20 protein-coding genes, 2 tRNA genes and 1 pseudogene are annotated in these 25,836 nt (G+C 43.2%); 4 read left to right on the forward strand and 19 right to left on the reverse strand.

Annotation, left to right across the window (positions count from 1 at the left end; all coding sequences use genetic code 11):
• Positions 1-94: 94 nt before the first annotated feature.
• Both X919_RS0109855 and rpsT read right to left on the reverse strand, forming a co-directional pair.
• Positions 95-649 (reverse strand): tetratricopeptide repeat protein, encoded by a 555-nt coding sequence (locus tag X919_RS0109855; RefSeq protein ID WP_028899974.1) that lies wholly within the window; start codon positions 647-649, stop codon positions 95-97.
• A gap of 205 nt (positions 650-854) precedes the next feature.
• Positions 855-1,109 carry a 30S ribosomal protein S20 gene (gene rpsT / locus X919_RS0109860; protein ID WP_028899975.1) on the reverse strand — a complete coding sequence of 85 codons (255 nt, stop codon included), beginning with the start codon at positions 1,107-1,109 and terminating at the stop codon, positions 855-857.
• 217 nt (positions 1,110-1,326) lie between these two features.
• On the opposite strand from rpsT, the gene recO reads away from it, so the two are divergent.
• A complete protein-coding gene (recO, locus tag X919_RS0109865; RefSeq protein WP_028899976.1) occupies positions 1,327-2,049 on the forward strand; it encodes a DNA repair protein RecO in 723 nt (240 codons plus the stop codon).
• Between the two features lie 178 nt (positions 2,050-2,227).
• On the opposite strand, the gene X919_RS0109870 is transcribed toward recO, so the two are convergent.
• The 13 genes from X919_RS0109870 to dut all read right to left on the reverse strand — a co-directional run bounded on the left by X919_RS0109870 (position 2,228) and on the right by dut (position 19,395).
• A complete protein-coding gene (locus X919_RS0109870) occupies positions 2,228-2,701 on the reverse strand; it encodes a DUF4252 domain-containing protein (protein ID WP_081759456.1) in 474 nt (157 codons plus the stop codon).
• 12 nt (positions 2,702-2,713) lie between these two features.
• A complete protein-coding gene (locus tag X919_RS0109875) occupies positions 2,714-3,607 on the reverse strand; it encodes a ComEA family DNA-binding protein (RefSeq protein ID WP_028899978.1) in 894 nt (297 codons plus the stop codon).
• A 76-nt stretch (positions 3,608-3,683) separates the two neighbouring features.
• Positions 3,684-5,042, reverse strand: a complete 1,359-nt coding sequence (locus tag X919_RS0109880) for a sodium-dependent transporter (RefSeq protein ID WP_028899979.1) — start codon at positions 5,040-5,042, stop codon at positions 3,684-3,686.
• Positions 5,043-5,312: 270 nt separating this feature from the next.
• Entirely contained in the window at positions 5,313-6,938 is a 1,626-nt protein-coding gene (locus tag X919_RS0109885) for a SusD/RagB family nutrient-binding outer membrane lipoprotein (RefSeq protein ID WP_028899980.1), read from the reverse strand.
• A gap of 15 nt (positions 6,939-6,953) precedes the next feature.
• Entirely contained in the window at positions 6,954-10,076 is a 3,123-nt protein-coding gene (locus tag X919_RS0109890; RefSeq protein WP_028899981.1) for a SusC/RagA family TonB-linked outer membrane protein, read from the reverse strand.
• Between the two features lie 382 nt (positions 10,077-10,458).
• On the reverse strand, positions 10,459-10,959 hold the full coding sequence (locus X919_RS0109895) for a CYTH domain-containing protein (protein WP_028899982.1): 501 nt from the start codon (positions 10,957-10,959) through the stop codon (positions 10,459-10,461).
• Positions 10,956-11,105: a hypothetical protein gene (locus X919_RS16900; protein ID WP_028899983.1), complete on the reverse strand. Its 150-nt coding sequence runs from the start codon at positions 11,103-11,105 to the stop codon at positions 10,956-10,958. The genes X919_RS0109895 and X919_RS16900 overlap by 4 nt, the downstream gene beginning before the upstream one ends.
• Before the next feature lie 32 nt (positions 11,106-11,137).
• The gene (gene prfB / locus X919_RS0109905; RefSeq protein WP_028899984.1) at positions 11,138-12,271 is read right to left on the reverse strand and encodes a peptide chain release factor 2; all 1,134 of its coding nucleotides are present in this window, start codon (positions 12,269-12,271) and stop codon (positions 11,138-11,140) included.
• Between the two features lie 3 nt (positions 12,272-12,274).
• Positions 12,275-14,083 (reverse strand): AMP-dependent synthetase/ligase, encoded by a 1,809-nt coding sequence (locus X919_RS0109910; RefSeq protein ID WP_028899985.1) that lies wholly within the window; start codon positions 14,081-14,083, stop codon positions 12,275-12,277.
• 471 nt (positions 14,084-14,554) lie between these two features.
• Positions 14,555-16,249: a murein hydrolase activator EnvC family protein gene (locus tag X919_RS0109915; protein ID WP_028899986.1), complete on the reverse strand. Its 1,695-nt coding sequence runs from the start codon at positions 16,247-16,249 to the stop codon at positions 14,555-14,557.
• Positions 16,250-17,164 (reverse strand): lipoprotein insertase outer membrane protein LolB1, encoded by a 915-nt coding sequence (locus tag X919_RS0109920; RefSeq protein WP_051502501.1) that lies wholly within the window; start codon positions 17,162-17,164, stop codon positions 16,250-16,252.
• A complete protein-coding gene (locus X919_RS0109925) occupies positions 17,161-18,942 on the reverse strand; it encodes a tetratricopeptide repeat protein (RefSeq protein ID WP_081759457.1) in 1,782 nt (593 codons plus the stop codon). Before X919_RS0109925 ends, X919_RS0109920 begins: the two co-directional genes overlap by 4 nt.
• 18 nt (positions 18,943-18,960) lie before the next feature.
• Positions 18,961-19,395 carry a dUTP diphosphatase gene (gene dut, locus X919_RS0109930; protein ID WP_028899989.1) on the reverse strand — a complete coding sequence of 145 codons (435 nt, stop codon included), beginning with the start codon at positions 19,393-19,395 and terminating at the stop codon, positions 18,961-18,963.
• 104 nt (positions 19,396-19,499) lie between these two features.
• Between dut and dgt the strand changes: the two genes are divergently transcribed.
• Positions 19,500-20,837 (forward strand): dGTP triphosphohydrolase, encoded by a 1,338-nt coding sequence (dgt, locus tag X919_RS0109935; protein WP_028899990.1) that lies wholly within the window; start codon positions 19,500-19,502, stop codon positions 20,835-20,837.
• Between the two features lie 58 nt (positions 20,838-20,895).
• Here the strand turns inward: dgt and X919_RS0109940 are convergent, their stop codons facing one another.
• The 3 genes from X919_RS0109940 to X919_RS0109955 form a co-directional block, all read right to left on the reverse strand.
• Entirely contained in the window at positions 20,896-21,897 is a 1,002-nt protein-coding gene (locus X919_RS0109940; RefSeq protein WP_028899991.1) for a GNAT family N-acetyltransferase, read from the reverse strand.
• 26 nt (positions 21,898-21,923) lie between these two features.
• Positions 21,924-22,769, reverse strand: coding sequence for a glycerol acyltransferase (locus X919_RS0109945; protein WP_028899992.1), 846 nt, complete (start codon positions 22,767-22,769; stop codon positions 21,924-21,926).
• Positions 22,770-23,597: 828 nt separating this feature from the next.
• Positions 23,598-23,670, reverse strand: a tRNA-Pro gene (locus X919_RS0109955).
• Positions 23,671-23,794: 124 nt separating this feature from the next.
• On the opposite strand from X919_RS0109955, the gene X919_RS0109960 reads away from it, so the two are divergent.
• A tRNA-Phe gene (locus X919_RS0109960) sits at positions 23,795-23,867 on the forward strand.
• Positions 23,868-24,035: 168 nt separating this feature from the next.
• Here the strand turns inward: X919_RS0109960 and murF are convergent.
• The gene (gene murF, locus X919_RS0109965) at positions 24,036-25,352 is read right to left on the reverse strand and encodes a UDP-N-acetylmuramoyl-tripeptide--D-alanyl-D-alanine ligase (RefSeq protein ID WP_028899993.1); all 1,317 of its coding nucleotides are present in this window, start codon (positions 25,350-25,352) and stop codon (positions 24,036-24,038) included.
• 195 nt (positions 25,353-25,547) lie between these two features.
• Between murF and X919_RS17265 the strand changes: the two are divergent.
• Positions 25,548-25,836 (forward strand): annotated as a pseudogene (locus X919_RS17265) (dihydropteroate synthase); the annotation flags it as partial.

Here is a 25,836-nt window from a genome sequence, read left to right on the forward strand (position 1 = left end):
AAGGTGCCATAACATTTGGAATAATAAGAAGAAAACAGAGTCTTTCTTGGTGAGATGACAAGAAAAAGGGGAATAAATCAGTTAGAGGACGCATTTAAGAAAGCATAGAAAGTGTATGCAACCTCTTTTCCACTTGCCTTTTGGTAAAGTCGCTATAAATGCCACTTCTTCTATGAAAGAGATGTCTTTGTATCCATTTTTTCGCCTTTTTGTAATCTCCTTTTTCCATGTATGCGGCGCCAATCATATACGCTGCGTCGTTCACTATAGATTTAGCCCACTTCATTCCTTCCCCATGTTGGCCGTATGCAATGGTGTGTAACTTTCTACATTGTATGCGGTAGAACTGGGTTATGGCTTCGTTGAATTGGTTGTTAAGAAACAAAGCCATTCCATAATGATAGATAACCAGCACATCTCTCGGTTCAATCGCCATCGCTTTTTGGGATGTAGCTAATGCTTCCGTTGCATTGCCTTTCACATAATATACCGAAGATAATTCTGTAAGGAAATAATATTCTTCAGGATATGCCTCAACACAAGCCATGAGAAACTTTTCCAACCGTGCCCAATCTCCTTGCTGTTTAAGCGAATTGATTGTTTCTTGAATTTGGTTTTGCTCGTTTTTTAATTTGTCATGCACTTCCATATCCGCTATTCTTTTATGCTGAAAGCATGTGTTGTTTTGAATACTACACCAGATATAAAGACGTTGGACACCATAAGAAATGCCCCTGTCCCATCGCTATTAAACACTTATCGCATGGGCGGGCATCATGTCTTTGCACCATACGACACGCATAAAGGTCGCAACTTCTGTAGAAATTACGACCCTTACCATTGCAAATGGATGCTTAACCCAATTTGCTGATGTGCTGTGCTAAGCCCGATTTGATGTTAGCTGCCTTGTTGGCATGAATGATATTCACTTTAGCCAACTTATCTAACATTGCCTGAACAACGGGATAAAGCTTCAAAGCCTCTTCTTTGTCGGCAAGCGAACGCAACTTACGTACAGCGTTACGCATGGTCTTTGCGTAATATTTGTTGTGCAACGTTCTCATCTTTGTCTGACGAATTCTCTTTACGGATGATTTATGATTTGCCATCTTTGCTAATACTTTACTTTTTAATTTGTAGTCCCTAGCAGAGTCGAACTGCTCTTTAGAGAATGAAAATCTCTCGTCCTAACCGATAGACGAAGGGACCATTGCGCTTATTTTGCGGGTGCAAAGTTAGTACATTAATTTGGTATAGCCAAACATTTGCAGAAATATTTTTGGTAAGTGGCTGCTTTTTCAGGAATAAGAGCTACCTTTGTTCATGATGATGATCAAGACAAAAGCAATTGTGTTGCATGCGTTTAAATTTGGCGAAGGCAAGCTGATGGTAGAGATGTTTACGCAAAATCGTGGCTGTGTCACCTTTGTTGTGCGTCCCTCTGCTTCGGCAAAGGGCACCATGAAAAAGCAATATTTTCAGCCTTTCTCGCTGCTTGAGGTAGAGTTTGATTATCGTCCGAAGAACGATTTGCAACATTTAAAGAATGTGGGGCTTGCAGTTCCACTCTCTTCTATCCCTTTTGATGCCTACAAATTGTCTATCACGCTCTTTCTTTCTGAACTTACGTTGCATGTGGTGCATCATGAACCCATTAACGAACCCTTGTTTGATTACGTTTTTCATAGCATTGAATGGTTGGATAGTTGCAACGATAATTTTGCCAATTTCCATTTGGTTTACATGATTCATCTGTTGCGCTTCTTAGGGATTTATCCTAACTTGGACGATTATGTGAGTGGTTGTTATTTTGATATGCGCAATGGGTATTATGTGAGAACGTTGCCCTTGCATGGTCAATTTCTAACGATTGAAGACACAGCCTTGGTAGCAACACTCGCGCGAATGGACTATGCCAACATGCATTTGTTTAAGCTGTCGCGTGCAGAGCGTAATCGATTTTGCGACATTGTGTTGCATTATTATGCCCTACATCTGCCGAAATTCCCCGAAATCAAGTCGCTTGCAGTGTTGCGTGATCTTTTTTAAACTATAAAGTTACATCGTAAAGAAGGTCGTTGTCGTAATGAAGTTGAAGGTGAACCCTTCTCTTGTAAAGATAAAAGAGCAGGCAATGATAAAGAAAAAGCATTGCTATTGTAGAGTAAAAGCGTCCATTTTGAGTGCTAATCTGTGTGATATTACAAGACAAAGGCTATGCTTTTATTCACATGCTGAGCACATCATCGACCACGGCGTTAATATCTTTAGTATTAAAGTTACCTTTGATTTGTAGAAACTTGCAGCCTTCTTTGCCTGTAACTAAGGCTGCAATCTCACTGATTTTCTCAGTGTTGCCTTGCGCGATAATGAGGATGTCGTCGTCCGCATCTTTCATTTTTGCAAATTCTTGGTAGCCGTTTTGTGTGAGTCGCTCTACCTTTTTACGAAACTTTTTGCGCTTGCCATTTCGACAATTATCTAACAATAGGATGCGAAGGTCATTGATATTGCGGGCTACATCCGTAGTTTTTGAGGTCTTCATCTGCGCAACACCAGCTTGTATCAATAGGCGTGGTAAATGAATGTACTGCACTTCTTTGTCTCGAGAATATTGGTCGATAATTTCATCAACATTCTTTTGTGCAAGTGAAGTAAGGGCGATACCTATAAATAGCATCAAGGTCATGAATCTTTTCATACTTTTTTATTTTTAAAATTCAACGTAAGGGCGTAGCCGTTCGATGGCTTCTGGAGGAAAAGTTTCTAACAATCTTAAGTCATTTAATTGCTTCAACTTTCCCTTTAGACGCCGATATTCCACGATGTCGCGTGCCTGATAGAAGTTGATGTAGGGGTGACGGCGCAACTGATAGAGTGACAATTTGTTTACATTCAGCTTTGATAGCACAACGTTTTCGAGTGCGAAATATTTTAAAGATTCCTTGGGAAAATCATTGATTTCGGTTAACTGTTCCACTTTCACATAGCCCCCTAAGCGCATGCGATAGTTAACAATCTGCCGTGCATAGTAGGGACCGATGCCCGGAATGTGCTGAAATTGTGTGGTGTCGCCCGTGTTTAAATCAACGGTTTGCCCAGGTTTTAGTTTATAGGGATGGGTGGTTGCAAGGCTATCGCCATGCGTTTTTGTGCGTATGGCTTCGGCAAGATGGGCTGCCGGCTGATAGTCTGCGCCAATTTGTATATAAGGTTTGAGCGAAAGATATTCTTTCTGGGTGAGTCCATAAAGGCGTGCAAAGTCTGAAGGTGTGCGATAAATGCCCCCTTTTGCACGATATTTGTAGATGTTTCTCACCTGCCAGGGTTGCAAACCTAAGCGCAAAAAGGTGGTGGAGTCGGCGGTGTTGGGGTCGAAAACAAAACGCTCAATACGTCGTTGCGGCACATTGTAATAGGTGGTTTCTTTTGCATGTCGACCTTTATAGCCATGGTTTTGCGACGAAGGGGCGTAGCTTGCCTCGGTCGTCGTTTGTTCGGTGTCGAGCAGGAAGACGGCGACAAGCGCCACAATGGCAATGAATAGTAGGGCAAAGATGGCGCGCCTGTCGGCCTTGTTGTAGTAGAAAAAGTCTTTTATAGGCATAAGGGTGGGTGTGGAAGGTGGGGTTCTGCTTGCTGTTCTATGGTGGAAAACCTTGAAAAAGGAGTGGTAGAGTTGTTTAAATGAGGTTGAATTGGTGGAGCATGATGGCGAGTATGCCCAATGGACAGACATAGCGCATGGAGAAAACGAAGGCTGAATAGCAATGATAGCGCAGGGTTCCCCAGTTGGTTAGCTCGTCTTTCACAATCTGTTGGGGCACCACCCAGCCCACAAACACGCACATCAGCATGCCGCCTATGGGCAGCATCAGCTGTCCGGTGACGAAATCAAAACAATCAAAAAGGTCTTTTCCAAACAATGAAAGGGTGTCTTTTTGACCGATGGAAAGCGAACAAACAGCGCCAATAACGGCACAAGAGAGGGTGACAATCCATGCTCCTGCTTTGCGCGAGATGTGCAACTCCTCATAAAAGAAGGCGGTGTTGACCTCGTGAAGCGATATCAGAGACGTTAAAGCAGCTAATGAAAGTAGCGCATAGAACAGCAGAGCGATGATCCAACCCAACACGGGTGCTCCCGAAAAAGCTTGATTAAACACGTTGGGGAGCGTGATAAAAATGAGCGATGGGCCGCTATCAGGGCTTATTCCGACAGAAAAAGCGGCTGGAAAAATCATCAATCCCGCCAGGATAGCTACGAAAAGGTCGATGAAACCAATCTGTATGGCCGAGGTAGTGAGGTTGGTTTTGCGATTGAAATAGCTGGCATAGGTGCACAAACAGCCCATGGCAATGCTCATAGAATAGAAACATTGCCCCAAAGCATTGAGGAAAACGTCGCCCGTTACCTTTGAAAAGTCGGGCTTTAACAAGAACGTTATGCCTGCAGAAGCGCCTGGAAGCAAGCACGCTGCAACAACAATGATGAGCAAAAGGATGAAAAGGGTGGGCATCATGAGTTTGGAAGCTTTCTCGATTCCGTTGCGCACGCCATGCACAATGATATAATGTGTGATGAGAAAGATGACCACCGTCCAGAATATAGGACGTATAGGGTCAGTGGAAAAAGCAACGAAATAGTCTTTAACGTAGTTGGGATCGCCCTTTAGTTCGCCCATGATGGATGCATAAACATAGTTCAAACACCATCCCGAAACCACGGCATAATAGCCCGTAATGAGGAAACCTGTGAGCACTTCTAAGTAGCCAATCCACTTCCATTTGCTGCCGTTTGCCAAACGTGTGTAGGCTCTTGCAGTGTTGGAAGCGCCATGACGGCCAATTAAGAACTCGGCAATCATGCAGGGAATTCCTAACACAATGACACACGCTATATAGATAAAAATGTAAGCAGCGCCACCATTTTCGCCGGTCATATAGGGGAAACGCCAAACGTTTCCAAGTCCAACTGCTGACCCGGCGGTAGCTAAAATAACACCTATTTTGCTTCCAAACTTTGCTCTTTCTTCTGCCATTTTATTACAATTTACACTAATCGAATTGCAAAGTTATAGAAAATAATCCATATTTTCTATTAAAATAAAAGTTTTTAGTGCAATTAAGTTTGATTCAATAAATAACGAATAGCATTTCCTTTCATGATGATATTTATCTATTTCTGCCATGAAAAGTATTGTAAATGATGCTGACTGCGCCTTTTTCTACCGTATGGTTATGGCGCTTAAACAAAAGATGCTTTGCATAAGTCGGGTGACTTACGCAAAGCATCGAAGATAAATAGGGGATTAATGGCTGTTGGTGTCCCACCAAACGCGCACGTTCATGCCATCTCCTTTGCCACCATTGAGGGTGCTTGCTGTGGCATGTGGGTTGTCACGTCGTTCTGCATCGGGATAGCGGAGCTTCTTAACAAACTCACCATTGGCAGGATTAATGTCGGGATTATCGCTCTTATGAACAGGCATTAAGTTGGGATAGCCCGTTCTACGGAACTCAGCCCAGGCCTCAATACCATCGGGATAGAGCGCAATCCATTTCTGAGTGATGATTTGTTTGAGCTTGGTTGCGGTCGGAGCAGCGTTGTTCCATGCGACATTGCCTGTGGTAATATAGGTGTTGTCATTGGCTGTTGAGTATAAAGCATCATCAACACCTGCACGTGACTCTGCAAACGATGCGCGAATTCCATTTTCATAATTGGTTTGTGCATTACCGGCTCCGGCCCAACCACGCACGGCTGCTTCGGCTTTTAAGAAGCAAACTTCAGAATAACCCATGATTTTGAGGGGTAAAGTGAGGACGGTATTATCGATATCTTTGCCTGAAGTGTTCCACTGTGGGAAGGCTTGAAGTCCCCAAGGAAAGGAGTTATTCTCGAAACCATATTGCGCATAGCCCGACGCATCCTTAGCCAACAACATTTGATCGGTAACACCATTGGGCACACCTTGGAACTGTTCGCCGGGGAATGTAGCCAATGTTCCAGCTTTAGCAGCGTTGAGATAGCCTTGCGTTTGGCCAAACCACATCGGCATACGAGGGTCAACAACGGTGCTTTCATGCTTGAAAATATTCTCCATTGTCTTACTCATTACGAAACCATTCCACGCGCAAATCATGTACAAAGGATGGCCCCATCCGGCCGTAGCAAAGATTTTTTCCATGGCACTTTCGTCTTCATCGCTCATCACACCGGCTGCAAGTGCAGCTTCACCTTCGGCTTTTGCTTTCGCAGGATCGATGTTTGTAAGACGCAGTGCATAGCGTAATCGTAGGGAATTTGCAAACTTTCTCCACTTTTGTATGTTGCCTGCATAGATTAAATCTTGCTGATCGGTGCAGGTTTCTTGCCCGGTAAGGTTCTGATTGAGCGCATCACTGGCCTCCGTAAGCTCTTTAAAAATATCATAATAGATATCTTTCTGTGCATCGTAGGCCGGCCCATCGTTACCCAATGCAGCTGCAGAATAGGGAATATCACCATAGATGTCGGTCATGGCGGCAGTTCGTTCGGCCACGATGATGCGCATCATTTGGTAGATATTGCTATAAGATGGGTGGGTGGCTACTTCGTTCTTGAGCATCTTTAGATGCTTAAGCGCTGTGAAATAAGGGTTCCAAAATCCAGCCATTGCCCACCCATCATTGTAGCCATAGCGGTCGGTATTCCACCCTTTCTGCGTGTTTGTGAAATACTGTGCATAGAACTGTGTATATAGATTCTCACCAACCTGATAGGCAAAACAATCGACATTCGTAGCCCATTCGATGACCGAAGGCAGCGTATAAGCCGGATTAACATCCAAAACTGCTGCGGGATTGGTGTTCATACTGTCAAAGCTATCTGTGCAAGCTGTCATCAATGGAATGGCAAGTGCACAATAACCGATAAATTTATTGAACTGTTTCATAGTTGTCTTGTAGTTTTAAAATTTGACATTAAGTGAGAAACCGATGGCCCGTGTAGGTGGAAGTGAAGCATATTCAAAGGCTTGTGCGTAGTCTTCTCGTGAGAAAGACGACTCTGCACTGACGGGAGCTTTCTTATAGAAGTAGAAGAGATTACGGGCTACAAGTGAAAGCTTTACAGCCTTTAATGGTGTTTGTGAGAGCCATTTCTTAGGCAAAGTCCAACCGAGTGCCAACTCACCCATCTTGATATAGGTACGTTTATACATAAATTCTTCTGCTACAGCAGACGAGCCTCCAATAGAGTTATAGAAGGTTTCAGCTGTAACACTGGTTGTATTCTTTTGCCCTGTACTCTCAACAATACCATCGAAAACCATACCATCACGACCATTAAGGCTACGTTTTGAGTTCCCTGCAGTCGTAGCATAAGCATCGGTCATAGAGATAAAGTCACCACCATAGAGCACATCTACTAAGGCTGTGAGCGAGAAATCGCGCCAAGTTACGGTGTTACCAATAGATCCTGTCCACTTAGGCATCATATTTCCAATGACTTTATCGGTTTCTTTTAATGGTAAACCATCTGTTCCTACGAGTACATTACCATTGGCATCGCGCTTATAAGCATTAGCAGCTACGATGTCACCAAATTGACTTCCTTCATTCACAACTACTGAAGCGACGCGTGTTGCACCGAGTGTATAGCGCTTGATTTGCTTGGTAAGTGCGTTACATTTAGTGCGGTTCATTCCCCAGTTGAGATTGATATCCCAGCGTAAATCCTTGGTTTGCACGGGCGTTCCATTTAACATCAGCTCTATACCATGGCTTGTAATCTCACCGGCATTAAACATTCTTGCCTCATAACCAGATGAAGAAGCGGTGCCAATAGAAAGTATTTGGTTGCGCGTTATCGTATTATAATAGGTGAAATCGAGCCCCAAACGATTCTTAAACATACGGTATTCCAAACCGATTTCCCACGAATTGGTCTTCTCTGGCTTAAGATCTAACAACGGATAGGTAGTAGGAAGTTGCATTTCGAGCAATGAATTGACGTTGCTGGAGCGCGTTGCATAGGTATAAGCAATCTGATATGGGTTTGTATCATTGCCCACTTGCGCCCATGAACCGCGTACTTTCAAGTAATCAATCGCTTCCGGAAGTTTCACCATTTGAGAGATAATGCCCGAGAGACTGACTGAAGGATAAAAGTAGGAACGATTGCTTTTTGGCAAGGTTGACGACCAATCGTTGCGCCCAGTGACGTCAAGATAGAGCATACTCTTATAACCCAGGCTTCCACTGAAGAAGACACTCTGAATCTCTTTCTTAGAGTAATACTCAGAAGCCTCACGCTTAATGCCGTTACCCATGTAGATAAAAAGCGGTATTTGGAATAAGCCTGCGTTGCCAGACAGCGTCTCATGAGTGATATTATAAACGGAAGTACCTAAATTAACGTTGACATCAAAAGAGCCAAATCCTTTATTAAATGCCAAGATGAGGTCTGAATTAAACTCTTTTGTGCTTGTACGGCTATGGAGATATTGTGAAGCATCATTTGAACCATCACCCAAATACTTCGTATAATTCCGATACTTGTCATTGTACATATCGATACTTGTGCGTCCAGTGAGCTTAAGATAATTCGTAAAAGTAATGCTAGCGCTCACTTGTCCCATGAGCCTATCGCGTACATTTTCATTGCCGTTGTCAGGCATTATCAAACCATAGGGGTTCGTATTCGAGTTGGAAGGCCCCGTCCAATTGATGGTATGCCTGTTCCGAATAAAATCATTTGCCAAATCTTGCAGACGAATACTCCGTGGCATTTGGACAAAACGTTGCATAATTCCGTATTCACCCATACCCGGTGCATTGCGTGTTACCTCGTGCATGTAGGTACCTTTAACCCCAAGGCTAATCCAATCGTTATTGAGTTCGGTATTCACACCATAGTACTGACGATTGAGTTTATGATTAGGGGTTATGCCATTGTTACGCGAATCTGTGAAAGAGAAGCGCGTACGCACATTTCTACTGCCAGAAGAGGCAACAATAGAGTTGTTCATTTGGCTTCCTATGTCGTAAAAATCTTTGAGGAAATCCTTTTGAGGGAGCATAGGATACGAACGATTCTCCGTGTCATAGCCATAAACATTGCGCCAACTTTGTATGACTTGTCCCTCCATCTTCGGCCCCCAACTGCCTGAAGCACCAGTATTAAATACACCATTTGAGCCTTGACCATAGGTGTTTTGGTACAGATAAGGACTATAGATGTTGGTGAATTCAATATTTCCATTGTATTCAAAGGTTAAGGGCTGCCCATAAGCACCACTCTTTGTCGTGATGATAATCGCACCATTCTGTGCCCGACTACCATAGAGTGCTGCCGCATTAGCACCTTTTAAAACTGAAATTGTTGCGATATCTTCAGGGTTAATTTGCGAAGCTGACCCATAACTATCTGTTCCTCCCCATTGATTAGCAGTCTGTGCAGACTCATCATTGATAGGAATGCCATCAACAACCCAAAGTGGTTGGTTGTTGCCACCAAGCGAATTAAGTCCGCGCATCACGATACGTGTCGAGCCACCTAAGCCAGTTCCTGATTGAGTAATCTGTACACCGGCCATCTTTCCTTGCAGCATATTGGCTACAGAGGTTGATTTGTTCTCAGTCAATCCAGCAGTATTCACTTCCTGTAGTGCATAACCGAGAGCCTTTTTCTCACGTTTAATGCCCAAAGCGGTAACCACAACCTCATTGAGTTCTGTGTCTTCCGCACTCATAGAAATCTTGAGATGCGTCTTACCTTCTACGGCAATCATCTTATCTCCATAACCAATGTAACTCACAGTGAGTGTCGCATTAGGTCTCACGCGAAGTGAAAAGTTGCCGTCTGCATCGGTAACCGTCCCATTACGTGTTCCTTCTTCGAAGACACTGGCGCCCACAATGGGTTCGCCTTTTTCATCAACAATAGTACCGGTAATGGTCTTTTGTTGTTGCACAACTGCCAATGGAGCTGGCATTCTCTCTGCTGCAAAGCCTGTTTGCGGCACTGACAGCATCATAACACTAATGAGTAGTGTCGACGCTGTACCAATTTTTTTAACTTGACTTGTCATAGTTAAAGGTTTTAGTTTAATAATACTTACTATTTTTAGTTATATGCTTGCAAATATAAAGGAATTTCTTCTTACAAGCAAATGATTTAAAACGAAAGATAAAAAAAATTAGATTGGAACTTAAAATCGTATGATTCTCTATTCTAAAGATGTAATAGCGGAGGTTTTTCGAGCTTTTGTTTAGGTTTCTTCATGGGTAATTTATAATCTAATTACCATGTGAGTCCCTCCTTTTGGGAGTGAATAACAAACGCCATTTGTCATGGATGAAGAAGAGCGTGCTAAGCTTTAATCAAAAGTTTTTTAGCAATGTCGAGCATGAACTTCATGACAAATAGTCTGTTATCAGTTCTGTTCATCCTGATTATCGTTATTTTATTTGCTAACGATAGGCTTCAGGTAACGTGTCTCTCCACATCTTGAAGGGATAAATGAGCAAGGAGGAATTGTAAAATCGGCGATCACCCGTAACCTCTTCACCAATAAAATCGGGCTTAATGAAGGTTTCATCTTTTTGAGATAGTTCTACTTCGGCCATCACAAGTCCTGCGTTTTCGCCTAAAAATTCATCCACCTCAAAGATGTGCTTACCACTCTTTATCAAGTAACGCCATTTATCTATCCGACCACCTTTACATAATGTCATCAAGTGATTTGCCTCATCTAAGGTGATTTCTTTTTCGAACTCATAGCGTGAAAGGCCACCATCTGTTGAGCGAGATTTAATGGTTAAGTAGGCTTTCTCATCCCGAATACGCACCCGGATAGTAGCACCTTCAGCAGGGATATACCCTTGTTGAATATGGCTTTTTGCATAGGAGGCGTTACGATAGGCGCCTCCTTTTTTCACTAAGAACTTACGTTCAATCTCTAATCCACTCATTGCATGATGGTAATCACGGTCAGATAGAGGAGTGCTAAAACGATTAACACAATGCAAATAATGCGAACAATGCCCTTGCCTTGCTCTTCATTTTTCTTTAAATGAGCGGCGTGTTTAGCCTTTCTCAATGTTTTGTTATTGCTCATAGTTATAAAATTTTTATTGTTGATGATGATTCTTATGCTTCTTTTGCTGCCGAGTCGGCCGCTGCAAACTCCATTAAGTAGGCTTTAATAAAGTCATCCAACTTACCATCCATCACAGCATCGACATCCGAAGTCTGATAGTTTGTGCGATGATCTTTCACGCGACGATCATCAAAAACATAACTGCGGATTTGACTTCCCCACTCAATTTTTTTCTTCCCAGCTTCAATTTTTGCCTGTTCAGCCTGCTTTTTCTTTAGGGCTCTGTCATATAGTTGTGACTTTAACAGCAGCATCGCCTTCGCCCTATTCTTGGGTTGGTCACGTGTTTCAGTGTTTTCAATGAGAATTTCTTCATGTTCTCCCGTGTCGGGGTCTTCGTACTGATAGCGCAAACGTACACCCGATTCCACCTTATTCACGTTTTGTCCGCCCGCACCACTTGACCGAAAGGTGTCCCAACTTACCTTGGCTGGGTCTACATATACTTCAATGGTGTCGTCAACCAAAGGGGTAACAAACACACTTGCAAAGCTTGTCATGCGCTTTCCCTGTGCGTTGTAGGGTGAAACGCGCACCAAACGATGCACGCCATTCTCACATTTCAAGTAGCCATAGGCATAATCACCACCTTCAATGGTCATGGTGACACTCTTAATGCCCGCCTCATCTCCATCTTGAATATCAGTGATTTTTACACTATACCCATGTGCCTCAGCCCAGCGTTGATACATTCGCATGAGCATTTGTGCCCAGTCTTGACTCTCTGTTCCGCCTGCTCCTGAGTTGATTTTCAACACTGCGTCCATAGCATCTTCTTCTTGGCGCAACATATTCTTCAACTCGAGAGCTTCAATAGCTGCAAGTGCTTTGGCATAGAGCTTGTCAACTTCTTCCTCAGTAACCATGTCATCTTTGTAAAAATCAAAGGCCAATTGTAACTCATCGGCGAGTTGTTGACAGGCATGATAGTCTTTAAGCCATTTCTCAATGTCTTTAACTTTCTTCATTTGCGCTTCAGCTCGTTTGGGATCATCCCAAAAATCAGGTGCTTGTGTGCGCAATTGTTCTTCTTCAAATTCTATCTTTTTGGCATCGATGTTTAAGTAACGTTGCAAAGCCTGCGTACGTTCTGTCACATCTTTTAATTGTTCTGCTGTTATCATGCGTTATTCTTCGTACATTTTTTCGATATCATCGTGGTAATTTTTGTAGATGACAGGGCGTTTCAATTTGAGGGTGTTGGTGAGCTCTCCATTCTCCATAGAGAAATGATGCGCCAACAAGGTGATGCGCTTAATCTGCTCATAAGGAGCCAATTGCTGCTGAAGTGTGTCAATTCTCTCTTGCATCATCGCCTTAACTTGCAAGTTTTCACACAGGTCTTCTCGGCTATCAAAGGCAATGTTTTGTTCGTTTGCCCAATCTTCTAATAGTCTAAATTCGGGTACAATGAGTGCAGAGACAAACTTCCTTTGGTCGGCAATCACAGCCACCTGATCGACATATTTATCAACTAACAATAGGGATTCCACCATTTGTGGAGCAACATATTTGCCATTTGAGGTTTTAAAGAGGTCTTTAATGCGCTCCGTTAAAAAGAGTTCTCCATTTTTTAAATAGCCAGCATCACCTGTATGGAAGAATCCATCGGCATCAAAAGCTTGTGCGTTGATAGAGTCTCTGTGATAGTAGCCGCGCGTGATGGTTGGGCCTTTGAGTAAAATCTCGTTGTTTTCACCTATTTTTATTTGGATGCTATGAATGGGACGCCCTACAGAACCCACCGTGTAGGGCTCACCTTTATGGTCACAAGAAACGGTTGCTAAGCTCTCTGTGAGTCCATAACCAACAATCATCTCAATGCCAATAGAATGTACAAATTCTTCAACTTCTGGCGAAACATAGGCTCCTGCCGTGGGGAATATATTGGGTTTAAGCAATCCTATCTGTTTTCTAACTAAGCTTAGGATGGTCTTATTCACCATTTGGTATTCTAATTCTAAGGGCAATGGTACCCGCTTTCCACGACTTCTATATTCAATATTGCGTTTCCGTCCGATACTTAAAGCTCGTTCAAAAAGCTTTCGCTGCACACTGCTTGCTTCATCAATCTTTGACTTCACTGCGATATACACCTTTTCCCAAAAACGTGGCACAGCACTCATGCAAGTAGGATGTGTTTCCCGCATGCTCTCTTGAATTTCTTTAGGATCGGTGTTGATAATTAGTTGTGCACCTTCTGATAAGCAAAGGTAGGCCCATCCCCGTTCAAAAATGTGTGTTATGGGTAGAAAACTGATGACACGGTCACTTTCTCCTACAGGAACACATTTGCCATTAGCCTCCATGGCTGCTGTGTATTGGCCATAGGTGAGCACAACTCCTTTGCTCTCACCTGTAGTCCCACTGGTATAGAGGATATTACAAATGTCGTCATCTTTGGTCTTTTTCCATAACCTCTCAACTTCACTTTGACGTGGAAGATTCTCTCCCAAGGCGATGAAATCATCGAAATAGAGGGCATTGGGGTCGTGGCTACTAATCCTTACATTGCGGTCGAAGATGATTATACGCTCTAACGATGGACAAAGTGCAAAGATCCGATGGGCTTTGTCATATTGCTCTTGCTCGCCAACAAACAGAAATCTCACTTGTGCATCGTTCACCATATACTGAATTTGCTGCTCACTTGTAGTGGCATAAAATGGGATTGAAATCACATTTACACCATAAGCACCAAAGTCTGTATAGAGATATTGGATACAATTTTGTGAAAAAACACCAATTGCTTGTTGAGGTTTTGCACCTAAATTGAGCAGAGCATTACTCACTTGTTTTACGCGAAGTGAGAACTGATTCCATGAAACGGTCTGCCATTCTCTACTGCCAAAACGGCGAAAGGTGAGCGCATCACGTTGACCATATTTCTTAGCTTGCTCGTGAATGAGCACAGATAACGGACATATTGTTTGCATAATCTTAGAACTTAATCTATGCAAAGATAGGGGAAAATGGGGAAACAACAAAACAAAAATAGACCTTTTCTTTGACAAGGAAATAGAAAAGGTGTGTATGTGAAACGCCCTTCATCTCCAATCGGTTGCGAAAGTATATGCTGACTTTATTTCTTTGCGGGGCAGCTGGCTTGCTGTCTGGTCGAAATTGTGGCCCGCTACATCGAGAGAAGAGGTGTAATATGATGTCAATATATAAATGAAAAATGGGCAAAAAGCAAAGGCCTTCATCCAAAATTATCCGTAAGCCAGTTGATTGTTGCTTGGAGCTTGCTTCTGCTTGGTAGGGCAATAGCAAAATAAAAGCTATCAAATTGTGCGCCAATCGCTATCAGTTTTACGCTTAAAAAGATAGCAATTGGCGCACAAAATGATGCACTTTTTTCAGCACAATTCAATGCCTTCTCTGCAAGCTGCTTTTGGATGGACTGATTACCGGCCTAACCATGCTTCGGGATTGAGCTTAGAAGTTTCTTTTCTGAGTTGGAATTGAAGGATGTTATCGGTACCGACTGCACCTAAAATCTGGCGCGGTTTAACTTTTTGTCCACGACTAACACTCACCGATTTGAGATTGGCATATACTGAAATAAATGAGCCATGACGAAGCATTACCACCATGCTTCCAGCATAACCAAACACGGCACTCACCTCGCCATCATAGATAGCACGAGCCGAGCAGCCAGGATTACCTTGAATGTTGATGCCTTTATTATCAAGGGTTACACCTTTTAAGCCCGATACATTATATTGTCCAAAGTGGCTAACCACTTTATATGCACCTGTAATAGGCATGGGGAGGCGTCCTCGATTGGCTTCAAAACCACCGCTAATCATACGGTCCATGCTCGAAAGTCGTTCCGAACTTTCAGCTTCTTTTTGGGCTTCGGCAATCTCTTGTTTCTGTCTTGAGGCGTCAACCTTTGCTTTTCTTTCTACTGCGACGCGCTGAGCTTCGGCCTCACGAGCTGCTTGTTCGGCTGCTTCTCGTTTCATTTGTGCTGCCTGTGCGGTTGCCAACGCAACTTGTTTCTTTTTATTTTCGTCAGCACTCTGTTGCGCTTTTCGCGCCTGTTCTGCAGCTTGTGCAGCCGCGGCTGCTTCTGCTTTTAGTTTCGCCTCGTGGGCTTTTGCCTCGGCAATGCGTCGTGCATTCTCACGCGCTTCGGCCTCTGCTTCAGCCTTTTTGCGTGCAATCTCTGCCGCTTTGCGTTGTGCTTCTGCTTTAGCAGCAGCCTTTCGGCGTGCTTCTTCGGCTGCTCTCGCACGGGCTTTAGCTACTTCAATGGCTACTAATTTATCAATTTGAGCGTTCAGGGCTGCATCTTTCTGTCGCTGTTCAGCAATGACTTTCTGAATGGTCTTCTGCTGATTTTGCAAAGAAGCGACCACTTTTTTTTGTTCTTCTTGCTGTCCTTCGAGAGCCTCTTTTTCCTTTTTACCTTTATATAAGAGGTTGTTTTTCTCGCCTTTTACTTGTTTGAGTTGTGTTTGTTTGCCGTCAACCTGCGCTTGTTTGGCCATAACCATCTCGCCTTGTGCCTTTTGAAAATCGGCATATTCGCGCACAAAGCGCAATCTGCGATACATTTGTGTGAAACTTTCCGCAGAGAAAATAAACAGCAACTTGTCTTGCACGTTGCGGTGTTTAGCCAAATAGCGCATCGATTGGATATATTTTTCTTTTCGATCGGCTAACTGTTGCTCTAAAGTTTTAAGTTGTGCGTTGAGAATATCAATATTACCATTGATGTTGTTAATATCTTTTTGAATGCCATCGATATTCTTTTGGCGCTCATCAATCTGTGTGTTCAGTGTGATGAGGGTGTTTAATCGTTGCTTCACATCGGCCTGATTTTTCTTCAATGCCTGCTCTTGTTCTTTGATTTTCTTTTGAATTTGTGAGCGTTGGCCTTGTAAACCGCGTATGGAAGCGTTGGTGTAAACGGGTGCTTTTTTCTTAGTTGCCTTTGCCTTCTTTGAGGGGACTGCCTGTTTTTGAGTAGGATTGGCTTTCTTTATAATCGTTTTTTGTGGCTGTTTGGCTTGTGCACTTTTTTGTTTATGCTGTGCCTGTGCTCCGCAAACCAACAATAATACGAGGAGGAAAAATACGATTTTTTTCATTTATAAGTTCATGATTTTACCCAAAACGTCTTGCGTCTCTACCTTTTTGTATTTGGGAGAAATGGTTGTTTTGGCATCCCAATTACTTTTAGTTGTCAGCTCTTCCATGTCAAGTGTGAGCTGAACACTTTGCTTTCGCTGTGTAGCCGTGGTTGTAAAGGTGAAACTTTGCCACGCAGGGAACTGCTTAACGCCTACAGGTTTGAAGTTGTCGTAGCGCCAGTCTAAAGTTGAACGTCCATGTTTCTGGCTTTGATAAGCCACAGATGCTGCCTGAATAAGCCCACTTTCTGTGTTGCAATTCCAATTGAAATGCAGGTCTCCGTTTTGTAAAGTGATGGGAATTATCGATGAATTGGCATTCTTTTGGGTATCGAATCGTTGTAATAAGTCGGATGTCAGTTGGTTTGTTCCAGGCACAAAGAGCTGATTCCAAAACAAGGATTGTAGACTGTAGAAGTTTAATCCATTATTCTTCAAAAAGTCAAGTTGCTGATAATTGGCCTGAATATACTCTTTATGTAGTCGGTCTATCAACAGAACATAGTCGGGAGTAAACTCTAATCGTCCCACTTCTGTGCCTAATATAGGGATAAAAACCTGTATGCGTATCACTTGATTCTTACGCATATGGAGCGAACCTGGTACGGAAATGTCGCGGCCATTTGCTTTGATATTGAGCTTTAAATCACTAACAATGTCTGTTGCATACACGGCGTTATCGGCTACCTTCTGAATGAAATTGAGCTTTTGAAAAGCATTGTTCTCATTATTTTTGTGTGTTTTCATCGTTGTGTCTGACGATGATGTGCTACTCGATACCATAGCTTTTTTCGTGGCACATGCTGCAAAAAGCAGTGCCAAAGCCATCACCAAGCACGTGTTATACCTTACAATCTTTATCTTTTTCATCATTGAATATATTTCTTTAGCTTCATCTTGCGTGTCAAGATGGCTTTTCGTTCATCGCTTTTCTGTAGGGCTTGCTGCCAGTATTCCATCGCCTTTTGGGGGTGATGGAGTTGGATATAGATATCACCTGCATGTTCAAAAATCACCGAACTCATCGTCGAATCGTTACCATTCTTTAGTGCTTGGTCAATATATAGGCGTGCTTCGGCAAATTTTTTCTGCCGAAAAAGAATCCAAGCATACGTGTCTAAATAGGTTGTGTTGTTGGGTTCTGCTTGAATAGTCTGCAGACTCATTTGGGCAGCTCTATCTAAGTTTTTCCCACTTTCACTTAAAAAATAGGCGTAATTATTGAGACATTCAATGTTGTTGGCGTTCCATTGGAGACAACTATCATACGCTTCGAAGGCCTCTTTTATGCGGTGTTGTTTCTGTAAACAGTCGCCTAAGATGGCGTAAAGGTCGGAAACCAAGTTGTTGTTGGGCTCTTTTGGTAGGCGTTTCATCCCCGTTTGAATGGTTTTTATCACCTCGTTGAGCTGGTCTTTTTGCAGATAAGCGATGCTTTTAAGGTAGTAAAAGGTTGTCTCATTGGCATCATAATCCAGCCCTTTTTGTGCTACATCAAGAATCTCTTGCCACTTTTTTTCTTCTCCAAGGTTCTGTAACAACTGAATACGTGAGGCTTTATTATTGGGCGCGAACGTCAATAATCGATATAAAGCCGCATTGGTTTCAGGCATAGGGAACTTCTTTAGCACCATGTAAGCAGCCTTTAATTCGAGCATAGTTGTATCAGAAGGAACCATTTTAAGAATGGAATCGAAGGTCTTGATGATGGATAAGCTGTCGTCTCCAGCCCGTTCTTCCTCTTGAATGAGCTGTCGAATAAGCGCTTGTTTGGTCTTTGCGTCTGCATCTTTGTGGCACAATACGCGCATCATCATAGCATGCTTTTGCGCACTATCATTCTGCTCTGCATAATAATCATAGAGCGATTCCAATGCCATCACGTTGTTTGCATCTTCCTTTAGCACGCTTTGATAGCAGTCAAATGCCTCTTTTAATCGCTTCTTTTGCATGAGCCAATTGCCTGTCATGATGCGATATGCTGGGTCATTTGGGTGCGATTGGCATAAATCTTGTAATGCTTGATAGGCTTTTTCCTCATCTTTCTGTAACTCAAAGATACGTACTTTAGCTAACGTTATATTCTCGCTTGTGCCTTCAATCTGCTCAATACGATTGAGTGTTTGCAGCATTTTATCATAATCTTTCTGCTGGTTGTAGAGCTGAAGCAGCACCTGTAGCTCGTCGGTTCGGTCGGCATGACGCTTTGAAAGTTGCTCATAAACCTCGATACTCTTGTCGTATTGCCCTGCATCGATATAGGCATCACCCAATCGTTCTTGATAGATATCGTTGTGAGGGGATAGCTTTACGGCTTGAGAAAGACGCTCAATGCGCAACGAATCGCCGCGCGATGTGGTGTCGAGTGTTGCTAAAAAGTAGTAAGCCTCGGCGGCATTGGGGTTTAAAGCAATGCAACGATTGAGCTTTTGATACGCTGAATCGTAACGATCTGCTAACTCATCGATGATAGCATCTAAGAACATTCGGTTGTAACGCATGCTATCTTCATCGGTGAGTGATAATGAAACAACCTCCTTTTGCGTGTCTTTTTTCTCTGCTTTCTTATGCGCTATTGCAGGAAGAACGATTGAAAAAGCGACGCATCCGATGATAAACAGCGTAGCAATAGATGTGTTTGTATGTTTCAATTGCCTTGATTTTAAAGTTTATTTCACACCAGTATGTCCGTAACCTCCAGTGCCTCTTTCGGTCTCATCCAGCGCATCTACCAACTCAAGGGTGGGTTGTTCGTGTTGAGTTACCACCATTTGGGCAATGCGTTCGCCATCGTTAATGGTGAAATCGGCATCCGAAAGGTTGATTAAGAGCACCATTAACTCCCCTCGATAATCAGCATCTATGGTGCCAGGACTATTTAAAACCGTGATACCATGCTTCAAAGCGAGCCCGCTTCTGGGGCGGATTTGTGCTTCATAGCCTATGGGAAGTGCCATAAAGAGACCTGTATGTACCAACATTCTCTGCATGGGTTTCAGCACAACAGGGCTTTCAAGGTTGGCTCTTAGGTCCATTCCTGCACTCTGTTTCGTTGCAAATGAAGGCAACGGATGATGGCTTTTATTGATGATTTTAATATTCATTGCGCGCAATCTATAATGTGCAAAAGTAAACAATTCTATGCAGATAACTTCACTTTTCTACTGAAAAAGCGTGAAATTCGATAGATTAGCATTATATTTGCCCTATGAATTGGCAACAATTAATATCCAATAAGCGTTTCGGTCAGGAGCATAAGCATGCCGAAAGGCACGATGATCGGTCGGAATTTAAACGCGATTATGATCGTCTTATCTATTCGGCTCCATTCCGAAGGATGCAAAACAAGACGCAAGTTTTCCCGCTTCCGGGTAGCATTTTTGTGCACAATCGGTTGACACACAGTTTGGAAGTCTCCTCATTGGGGCAGTCTTTGGGCAATGATGTGGCGACACGTTTAAAGCGAAAGCATCCCGAATTAGTCAACACTTTGTTTGAAGAGATTGGCACAATTGTTAGTGCCAGCTGCTTAGCTCATGATATGGGGAACCCTCCTTTCGGCCATTCTGGTGAAAAAGCAATACAGTCTTTCTTTACAGAGGGCAAGGGATTACGACTGAAAGACCGTGTTTCGGCATCGTTTTGGAGCGACATTACACATTTTGAAGGCAATGCAAATGCGTTTCGATTGCTGACGCATCGTTTCAAAGGTCGACGCATAGGAGGTTTTGTAATGACCTATTCGATGTTGGCAAGTATTGTGAAATATCCTTTTTCGAGTATGCTTTCGGGAGCTCATGGCAAGTTTGGTTTCTTTCAAAGTGAAGCCGAATACTATGAGAAGATTGCCGATGAATTGGGCATTATTTGTCGGTCTCAGCCCGGAGCTCCCCTGCAATACGCCCGTTTTCCGTTGGTTTATTTGGTCGAAGCAGCCGATGATATCTGCTATGAGATTATGGACATAGAAGACTCTCATAAGCTAAAGATTCTTTCTTATGAAGAAACAGCTGAATTGTTGTTAGGCTTTTTTGATGAAACCACCCGTGAAACTCTTTTACAAAGAATGGAAGAAGAGGGTGTAACAGATGACAATGAACGAGTTGTTTATATGCGTGCCAATGTCATAGGTAAACTTGAAAGCGAGTGTGTTGAAGCCTTTGTTGCCAATGAAGAAGCAATTCTCAATGGTGCGTTTCAGGGGAGTTTGATAAAGCATATCTCAGCCTTTCAGCGACAAGCCTATCAACATTGTGTAGATATTTCTTATAAAAAAATCTACCATAGTAAGCCTGTTTTAGATATAGAGTTATCTGGTTTCCAAATTATGGAGACTTTAATGGAGGTGTTTGTTGACGCGGCAGTTAACCCCAAGCGGTTCTATTCACAGCAGCTTATCCGACGGGTGAGTAGCCAATATGATATCCATAGCGAGGATTTAGAGACGCGTATCATGGCTATTATTGATTATATCAGTGGGATGACCGATGTCTATGCGTTGGATATCTATCAAAAAATTAAGGGTATAGCGCTACCCATTGTGTAGTGCTCCTGCTTGAAATGAGGGATGGAAGCATCGGTACTACCGATAATGCTTGCATTCCTTATTTTGCATTTTTACGTTCCTTATAAATCACTTTATTGGCACCACTGGTGATATTTAAAGCTTCGGGGTGCTCTTTCACATAGCTATCGATGTGGCGAACACGCTTTTCTTCCATAATTTCATCAACAGCTATTAAGATACCTGTTTCTTCAACGTCGCCAAAACCATAGTTGATAGCCGTGCCAAAGAGCTTCATTGTGGGGCTAAGGCTCATGTAAGCATTGACCAAAGGTGGAATGTTATAGCCCAATTGTCGGATTTCTTTGTTCAAAATGCGATAGTCATCATGAAACGAATCCTGATTAAACAACTGTTCTAACTCTGCGATAGGCGTTTCGATTTTGAGCGGTTTTATCGGCGAAATGAGGTGATCTTTGTCATTAAAATGCTTCTTTAGGAAATATAAAATCATGTCGCGCCCTTTGCGAATATACGATGGATACATCGTTACTTTGCCAAAGAAATATTTGCATTGAGGGTTGATAATGGTGAGTGCTCCCAAGCCATCCCATAGGTTATCTAATGCAAAAATGCTTTTAGAGTTTTTGCGAACGTTCTGATATTCCAATGAAACGAAGCTGCGACCTAACTCAACTGTGTAGGGCGCATAGTCTTGCATGAAGGTCTTTGAGAAATGAAACATATGACTGGTGGCGAGCTTTGGTTGCCCGTTTTCATCCACTTGCCAATCCGATCCAAACAAATACCGATAGCCACCAATAATCTCTTCGGCTTCAGGATTCCACACAATGAGCTGTTTGCAACCATTCTCCATCGTGTCGAATTCGTCGATATCCATTGCTTTTCCCGTTCCTCCGCCAGCCGTTCTGAATGCCATTTCGCGCAAACGGCCAATCTCTTTCATCACGTTGGGGGCGTTCTGTGCCGTGATGACATAGATTTCATTGTTGCTTTTGTTCGTCATTCTCAGCTGACGCTCAGCGGTTAGTTCGCTTTTCAACAAAGCTTTGTCAATGGGTTGAATGATTTCTTCTTCCATTTTGTGGGTTCTCTCGTTCGTTTTCTTTATTTGTCTTGGTGCGCTTGCAACACATACACCTTATCTTCTACATATTTTGCCCATTCCATCGGTGTTTTTTGCTTGTCGAAAGTCTGCCAAGGTATGGGCTTTCCGATGGTGATTTTAAAGTGCTTCCCTACATTTTTATACATTTCATCGACTAAAAACAACATGGCTAAATTGAATGGAAGCCAGCGATCACTGAACTTAGCTATGCGATAAAAGCGATTAGAATTGCGTCCGCTAAAGTGTATAGGCACCACATCTCTGTGGGTTTCTACGCTCTTTGTGATAAACGTTTTCTTCCAAGGCAGGTCGTGGATCTTCCCTTTTATCTTACGACTATTGAGCCCGGCAGGGAACATTACCAGGTGATTTCGGCTGTTAAAGCCCGCCTCTACCATGCGAGGAAAGTCGCGACTCTGTTTGCCTGTCTTGTTGATACCAATGCAGACAGGTTTCAATCCGGGAAGATTGAGCAACAAGTCGTTGACCAAATAGCGGAAGTTGCCATCGTAATGACGACCAATGATGGCTCCCAATGCAACACCATCCTGTCCGCCTAAGGGGTGATTGGATACGAAAGTGTAGAGCTTTCCGTCGTCTTTTCGGGGCAAGTTCTCTGCACCAACGACTTCGATTTTCATATCCAAATAGCGCACACAAGCCTCTAACCATTCTGTGCCTTGCACATCTTTATGGTCTGCAAGAAACGCATTTACTTCGTCTTCATGCACAAGATGCCGCAGCCAGGAAATCAGAAAACGTGGCACATAGCGTGCCTTTGCGCCCACCTTGCCGGTCAGCACCTTCTCAATATCGATGGTTTTCTCTGTCACTTCTGTCTTCATTTCACTCAAATGCAAGAGACATGCAAAAATAATATAAGTTTTTCTAAATCGCTCTTTTTTACCTTAAAATAATCAATTTTTTTTGTATTTGGGTGTCAAGGGCAACACTGCCGGCAGGCATAGACGCGTAATAGCGGGGGAACAGGCACGTCGTGTTCCATCTTCTGCAAAGGGTATGTGGCACTTTTGATACGGGCTTGACTGAGAGGTTTATAAAAATCATTTTCTATTACAAATGCTTCGCTGTATTTTTCATATTCACAACGCCGAAAGCAGTTGCAGAAAATAACACAAAAAGAAACCGCCTTTGTAACATTTTTATAATGAGAACATTACGAAAACCCCTGTGAAAAAGGACGCAAAAATTGCTTGTAATAGAGGCTTTTTTCAGCCATTTTGCATGTTTTTCAGGGCAAAAAAGACGTGTAAAAGCATGGTATTTTCGCGATGAAATGGGCGTTTTTGCAAAATCATGTGATTGCTTTTCTTGTGCAAAGGAACAGAAAAAGATGGAAAAGGTGTTCCATTTGTGCGGTAGAAGTGCTATTTCGAGAAAACCGGTGTGTAGTGTTTTTGGTATTAAAAGTTTACAGTTTGGAGGCCACTTCACAATGTAGCGCAGGAATAAATACGAACCAAAGTGGCAGCATTTTGTGCGCAAAGCATGCAAATTGAGATGATGGTGGCGCGTCGTTGGGTGGAGGATGTGTTGTGAAGGCTGCAGCATTGAGGTGCAGAGGAATGGAGAACAGGAAGCCTTGGCCATGGGACGATGCGCCAATACATCAAAAAAGGAGCACTGTTGCATGCTCCTTTGCGGTTGAATCGTCGGGATGAGGCGACTCGAACGCCCGACCCCTACGTCCCGAACGTAGTGCGCTACCAACTGCGCTACATCCCGATTAACCTGTGTTTTGTGGCCGCAAAGGTAGTGGTTTTTTTATGAACTGACGAATTTTTTCGGGGAAAAGTTTGGTGATGTGAAAGAATATGTATACCTTTGCAACCGCAAATAGCGAAGAAAAGGTGCCATAGCTCAGTTGGTAGAGCAAAGGACTGAAAATCCTTGTGTCCCCGGTTCGATTCCTGGTGGTACCACTTCCTCCTTTCATTAAGGCGTTTTACCTATTTTATGGGCAAGCGCCTTTTTTCGTATCTTGCAGGCAACGTTGGTAGGGCAGACATTAAAAAAGTAGCGATGAGGTGGGCATTTCTGCTCCACTCATCGCTACTTTTGGTTGAAAGGCAACGCAGGTGTTGCGCTGTTTACAAATAAGGTGGCAACTCAAACAAGCGAATGCTGTTGCTTCCTTTAATCAAAATAGAATGGTTTTGTGGCTGTTGGGCAGCGATAGCCGCCTTCACCTCTTCCACATCTTTAAACTTTCGATAGGTGGTGTGGGTCTTTTCAAACTCCTTTCCCACAAGCCAAACCTTGTCAAAGCCATCGCCTTGCAGCATATCGACCACCTTTTGATGTTCCGATGCAGACACTTCGCCCAACTCAAGCATATCCCCTAAGATGGCCATCTTATGGGGAACATCCATCAATTTAAAATTCTCTATCGCCGCTTTCATGCTCGAAGGATTGGCATTGTAGGCATCAACAATGAGCTTGTTGTGTGCCGTTTCTTCCAACTGGCTGCGGTTGTTGGACGGAATATAATGTGACAGGGCATGATTAATCTGCTCAGGTGTGACGCCAAAATGCAAGCCAACGGCGATAGAAGCCAGTAGGTTGTCGATGTTGTAAGCGCCAATGAGATGGGTTGTTACTTCGTAGGTGCGCAGCTTTGTGTGCGGGGTTGAAAGGTCGGTCCAGCTGAAATTCACAAAAGGACTGCACGAAATGAGCGTTCCACAGACGTTCACATCGTCGCTTTGTCCATAGGGAACAATGCGGTTGAATTGTCGTTCGTTGGCCATTTCCACTAAGTCGGGGTTGCTTTCGTTGAGGAAAAGCAATCCGTCATTTGCCTTTAGATAATCGTAAAGCTCGCCTTTTGTTTGTTTAACGCCTTCAAAACTGCCAAAACCTTGTAGATGAGCGCGCCCCACATTGGTAATCAATCCGCAGGTAGGTTCTACGTAATCCACAAGCTTTTTAATATCACCGATGTGGCTGGCTCCCATCTCTACCACCGCAATCTCGTGGCTGTCGTTGAGGCGGAAGAGTGTTTTAGGCACCCCTACATCATTGTTATAGTTGCCTTCGGTGTGCATGACGTTGAACTTTTCGCTTAAAACAGCCGAGAGAAGTTCTTTGGTTGTGGTCTTACCATTGGTGCCTGTGATGCCAATAATGGGAATGTTGAACTGGCGACGATGCATTCTTGCCAATGCTTTATAGGTGAGAAGGCAATCGTCAACCAAAATGATTTTGGGTTGATTGGGGTCGGCATATTGCGGATTGTCGACAATAGCATAGGCACATCCCTTATCTAAAGCGCCTTGTGCAAACTTGTTTCCGTCAAACGATTCGCCCTTTAAGGCTAAGAAAATGCTGTCTTTGGGGCAGTTGCGGCTATCGGTTGTGATGCACGGATGCTGCAAATAAAGCTGATACAAATCTTCTATATTCATGCTGTTATTGTGAATTGTCGATACAAAGTTAAGGCTTTTTTGGTGACGATGGATATAGAATGTTAATGATTTGCAGTAAGCGTGGTATTTAATTTGCATGCTATATAAAAAAAATATATCTTTGTAGCGATGAAGCCTATACATTATTCTATTCAAGTTAGAGGAACATTGATAGATCTTTCCACACCACAAGTGATGGGAATATTGAATTGTACGCCCGATAGTTTCTATGCAGGTAGTCGCAAACAAACCGAGGAAGAGATTGCTCATCGTGCGAATGAGATTATCGAACAAGGTGGAACGATGATAGACGTGGGTGCTTTTTCTACGCGCCCTGGGGCGTCTGTCGTGAGCGAAACCGAGGAGATGGAGCGTTTGAAGCGTGCACTTGCCATCGTAAGACGGGAGCAACCCGGGGTTATTGTGTCGGTAGATACCTACCGACCGCTTGTGGCTCGTCGCTGCATTGAGGAGTGGCAAGCCG

Origin of the sequence: Prevotella sp. HJM029 (genome assembly GCF_000599605.1) — a bacterium.
Taxonomy (GTDB): Bacteria; Bacteroidota; Bacteroidia; order Bacteroidales; family Bacteroidaceae; genus Prevotella.